At 73.3% G+C, this 4,194-nt stretch carries 5 protein-coding genes and 1 pseudogene; 3 read left to right on the forward strand and 3 right to left on the reverse strand.

All coding sequences use genetic code 11. From position 1 onward, the window contains the following. Positions 1 to 134 precede the first annotated feature (134 nt). Together DZF91_RS11985 and DZF91_RS11990 are read left to right on the forward strand one after the other, a co-directional pair. The gene (locus DZF91_RS11985) at positions 135 to 881 is read left to right on the forward strand and encodes a polyprenol monophosphomannose synthase (RefSeq protein ID WP_117357554.1); all 747 of its coding nucleotides are present in this window, start codon (positions 135 to 137) and stop codon (positions 879 to 881) included. A 262-nt stretch (positions 882 to 1,143) separates the two neighbouring features. Next, entirely contained in the window at positions 1,144 to 1,686 is a 543-nt protein-coding gene (locus DZF91_RS11990) for an FxsA family protein (RefSeq protein ID WP_207661886.1), read from the forward strand. A gap of 414 nt (positions 1,687 to 2,100) precedes the next feature. Here the strand turns inward: DZF91_RS11990 and DZF91_RS11995 are convergent. The 3 genes and pseudogenes from DZF91_RS11995 to DZF91_RS12005 form a co-directional block, all read right to left on the reverse strand. Beyond that, a pseudogene (locus DZF91_RS11995) lies at positions 2,101 to 2,433 on the reverse strand (RNA polymerase-binding protein RbpA); the annotation flags it as partial. Positions 2,434 to 2,563: 130 nt separating this feature from the next. Then, entirely contained in the window at positions 2,564 to 3,145 is a 582-nt protein-coding gene (locus DZF91_RS12000; RefSeq protein ID WP_235834226.1) for an ATP-dependent Clp protease proteolytic subunit, read from the reverse strand. Between the two features lie 29 nt (positions 3,146 to 3,174). Further along, the gene (locus DZF91_RS12005) at positions 3,175 to 3,810 is read right to left on the reverse strand and encodes a ClpP family protease (protein ID WP_117357556.1); all 636 of its coding nucleotides are present in this window, start codon (positions 3,808 to 3,810) and stop codon (positions 3,175 to 3,177) included. A 109-nt stretch (positions 3,811 to 3,919) separates the two neighbouring features. Between DZF91_RS12005 and DZF91_RS12010 the strand changes: the two genes are divergently transcribed. Beyond that, positions 3,920 to 4,194 (forward strand): type II toxin-antitoxin system Phd/YefM family antitoxin (locus tag DZF91_RS12010; protein ID WP_235834225.1); only part of this gene is annotated, 275 nt, incomplete at its 3' end.

Raw genomic sequence — 4,194 nt, forward strand, 5'->3', positions numbered from 1 at the left:
GCGGCCGCGCTCGGCCCGGCGCGCCGCCGCCGCCGTGCCGCCGCGGCGTTCCCGCAGGGCCCCACCGGGCGGGACACTATGCGGGACGGCGTGCGCGACGACGCACGCACCGAGGACGAGGAGAACTGACGCCGATGGACATCCCAGCCGACCTGGGCCGGGTCCTAGTGATCATCCCGACCTACAACGAGCGGGACAACATCGAGCGGATCGTCGGCCGCGTCCGGGCCGCCGTGCCCGCGGTGGACGTGCTGGTCGCCGACGACAACAGCCCCGACGGCACCGGCCGGATCGCCGACGGGCTCGCCGCCGCCGACGACCACGTCAAGGTCCTGCACCGCAAGGGCAAGGAGGGCCTGGGCGCCGCCTACATCGCCGGGTTCCGGTGGGCCGCCGAGCAGGGCTACGACGTCATGGTCGAGATGGACGCCGACGGCTCCCACCAGCCCGAGGAGCTGCCGCGCCTGCTCACCGCCCTGCAGGACGCCGACCTGGTCCTCGGCGCCCGCTACATCCCCGGCGGACGCATCGAGAACTGGCCGCTGAGCCGCCAGTTCATCTCCCGCGGCGGGAACGTGTTCGTCCGGACGATGCTCGGGCTGCCGCTGCGCGACGCGACCGGCGGCTACCGCGCGTTCCGCGCCGCGACCCTGCAGAAGATCGGCCTGGACGGCGTCGACTCGCGCGGCTACTGCTTCCAGATCGACCTGGCCCGCCGCTCCCTCAAGCAGGGCCTGCGCGTCGTGGAGGTGCCCATCACCTTCGTCGAGCGCGTCCACGGCACCAGCAAGATGAGCCGCGACATCATGGTCGAGGCGATGGTGCGCGTGACGCAGTGGGGCGTGGCCGACCGCGTCGCCCGGCTCCGCGGCCACCGCTGAGCCGGCCGCGTCGCCGCCCCACGCGCCGTCTCGCGCCGCCGAGTCCCGCGGCCCGGCCTCGCCGCCGAGTCCCGTCCGGTACCGGGGAGCTGCCGGGCCTTGAGGGCCCGCCGAATCCCGGCCGAGTCCCGCCGAACCTCGGCTGAGACCGGCTGAGACCGGCCGGGACCGGGCGGGACCGGGCGGGTCCTGCGGAAACGTTCGGGGCGCGCGCGGCGTTGTAGGTGGTGACGGTCCGTCCATCCGACCCGAAGCTGGAGCCATGCTGCCGCTCGTCCTGGTCCTGTCGTTCCTGCTGCTGCCCGTGCTGGAGATCCTGCTGATCGTCCAGGTGGGGCAGGTCCTCGGCGGCTGGCCCACGGCCGGGCTGCTGGCCGCCGGGATCCTGCTGGGCGGCTGGATCGTGCGCCGCGAGGGCCGCCGCGCCTGGCGCGCCCTGAACGCCGCGCTCAGCCGCGGCGAGCTGCCCGAGCGCGAGCTCGGCGACGCCGCTCTGATCATGGCCGGCGGCGTCCTGCTGATGGTCCCCGGCTTCCTCACCGACGTTCTGGGGCTGCTGCTGGTCGTGCCCGTCACACGCCCGCTGCTGCGGCGCCCGCTCGGCAAGGTCGCCTCGCGGCGCCTGGCCTCGGTGCAGGCCCGGGCGGGGTTCCCGCCCGGCATGACCGGCCCCGGCGGCTTCAACGCCACCGCGCGCGGCGGCGACCCGTTCGGCCGCTCCACCGGGACGTCCGCCGACGCTGGCCGGGCGCCGCGCGGGACGGTCGTGCAGGGCGAGGTCATCCACGACGACGACCGCCCCTGACCCCGGCCTCTCCGTCCACCGCCCCGACCGCGGCCCCTCCCGCCCCAAGATCGATCCTCCCGGCCGACCGCACCGTGACCGGCCATGGCCAGAGTCACGGAGCCGTAGGCCGGGACACGGCTCCCAACGCCGCCCCGCCCGCCTCGGTGGCCGTCCGGGCTCGGCCAGTCTGCGAGGGAGCAGGGGGCGAGGGAGCGGGGCGTGGGGCCACAGGGCGGACGTGTGGCCACAGGCCGCGCGACTCCGGCGACATAGGCGGAGAACGTGGAAGACCGCCGGGCCGCCGCCGTCGTGATGACGGGGGCGGCCCGGCGGTCTTCGGGGCGGACGCCCGGGATCAGGCGGACCGGCGCCGGCCCGAGCGCAGGATCTCCAGGCGTTCGGCCAGCACCTCCTCCAGATCCTCCAGCGCCGGCGCCGGCCCGAGCGCAGGATCTCCAGGCGTTCGGCCAGCACCTCCTCCAGATCCTCCAGCGTCCGCCGTTCCATCAGCATGTCCCAGTGGGTCCGCGGCGGCTTGCCCTTCTTGGCTTGGGGCAGCTCGCCGTCCACCCGCAGGGCGGTAGCGCCGCAGCTGCGGCACTCCCAGGTCATGGGCACCTCTGCCTCGGCTGCGAGCGTCACGGTGAACCGGTGCCCCTTGCCGCAGGTGTAGTCGACCTCCTGACGTGGGGCCAGATCGGTGTTGCGATCGTTCTCGTAGCTCGTCGCTCCGAGTCGGGTGCCGCGAAGTGCGCGCTCCGCCATCGTCACGTGCCTCCCAGACGGCTTGCGGTCTTGTCCAGACCAACGCTGAGTACCCCGGCAAGATTCCCGGTGGGGACACGATCCAACCCTGGTACTTTTGCGTGTTCGCCACCGGCCCGTGACGGGCCGTTCACCGGCCGCGGGGCGTCAGGACGTGGTCGATGAGCCCGTATTCGCGGGCCTGCTCGGCGGTGAAGAAGCGGGCCCGGTCCAGGTCGCGGCGGACGGTTTCGGTGTCGCGGCCGGTCGCCTCCGCCACGATCCGCTCGGTCTGGTCCCGCAGCCGCAGGATCTCCGCGGCCTGGATCTCCATGTCGCTGGACGACCCGCGGGACACCTCGACCGCGGGCTCCTGCAGCAGGATCCGCGCGCCCGGCAGCGCCTGCCGCCGTCCCGGGGCCCCGCTCGCCAGCAGGATCGCCGCCGCCGACACCGCCTGCCCGACGCAGGTCGTCTCGACCACCGGCCGGACGTACCGCATCGTGTCGTGGATCGCCAGCATCGCCGTGAGGGACCCGCCGGGGGAGTTGATGTACAGGTTGATCGGCCGGTCGGGGTCCATGCCCTCCAGCGCCAGCAGCTGCGCGGTGACGTCGTTGGCGCAGGTGTCGTCCACCGGCGAGCCGAGGAACACCACCCGCTCCTCGAACAGCTTGTTGTAGGGGTTGCTCTCCTTCATCCCGTAGGACGTCCGCTCGGTGAAGGACGGCATCACATAGCGCGCCTCGGCGCGCGGCCGCGTCACGAGCCCACCCGGTCGGTGGAGTCGACGACGTGGTCGACGAACCCGTACTCGCGGGCCTGCTCGGCGGTGAACCAGCGGTCCCGGTCGCCGTCGGCGACGACCCGCTCCAGCGGCTGCCCGGTGTGGTGGGCGATCCGCTCGAACAGCGTCCGCTTGAGGTAGACCGACTGCTCGGCCTGGATCTTGATGTCGGAGGCGGTGCCGCCGATCCCGCCGTGCGGCTGGTGCATCATGACGCGCGCGTGGCGCAGCGCGAACCGCTTGCCGGGAGCGCCGGCGCACAGCAGCATCTGGCCCATGGAGGCGGCCATCCCGAGCGCGACGGTCGACACGTCGTTGGGGACGAACTGCATCATGTCGTAGATCGCCATGCCGGCGTCCACGACGCCGCCGGGGGAGTTGACGTACAGGGTGATGTCGCGCCTGGCGTCCTGCGCGGCGAGCAGCAGCAACTGGGCGCACACCCGGTTGGCGGTCTGGTCGTCGATCTCCTCGCCCAGGAACACGATCCGCTGCCCGAGCAGCCGCTGGGACAGCGCCTCGTTCCCCAGTGCGGCCTCCGGCGCCGCCACCGACGCCCGCGACCTCCCCAGGAACGTCTCGGGCCGGCCGGATCCCTCGCTGATCACCATCGCTGCCTCCTCAACTAGGTAGTCTGTATGGAATGTACATTTTGATGAGTCTGGCGGAGAAGGGGGACCCGGAGGTGTTCGCTATAGGATGAACGGCGTGGAGATACCGGTGACCGAAGCGCGGAAGGTCCTCGCGGACCTGATCAACCGCGTCGTCTACGCCGGGGAGGAGGTCGTCCTCACCCGGCACGGCAAGACGGTGGCCGCGCTGGTGTCTCCCGAGGAGCTGGAGGTCCTGCGCATGCTGCGCGCCGGGCGCCTGGACCTGACCCAGACCGGGCCCGCGTCTCCCGACCAGCCGCCGGCCGAGCCGCAGCGTCGCGAGCCGCCCCTGCGCATCGCGGCCCACCTCCGCCCGCCCGGCCCGCCCCCCGCCAGCCGCCC

Source organism: Actinomadura logoneensis (assembly GCF_003428695.1).
Classification (GTDB): Bacteria; Actinomycetota; Actinomycetes; order Streptosporangiales; family Streptosporangiaceae; genus Spirillospora; species Spirillospora logoneensis.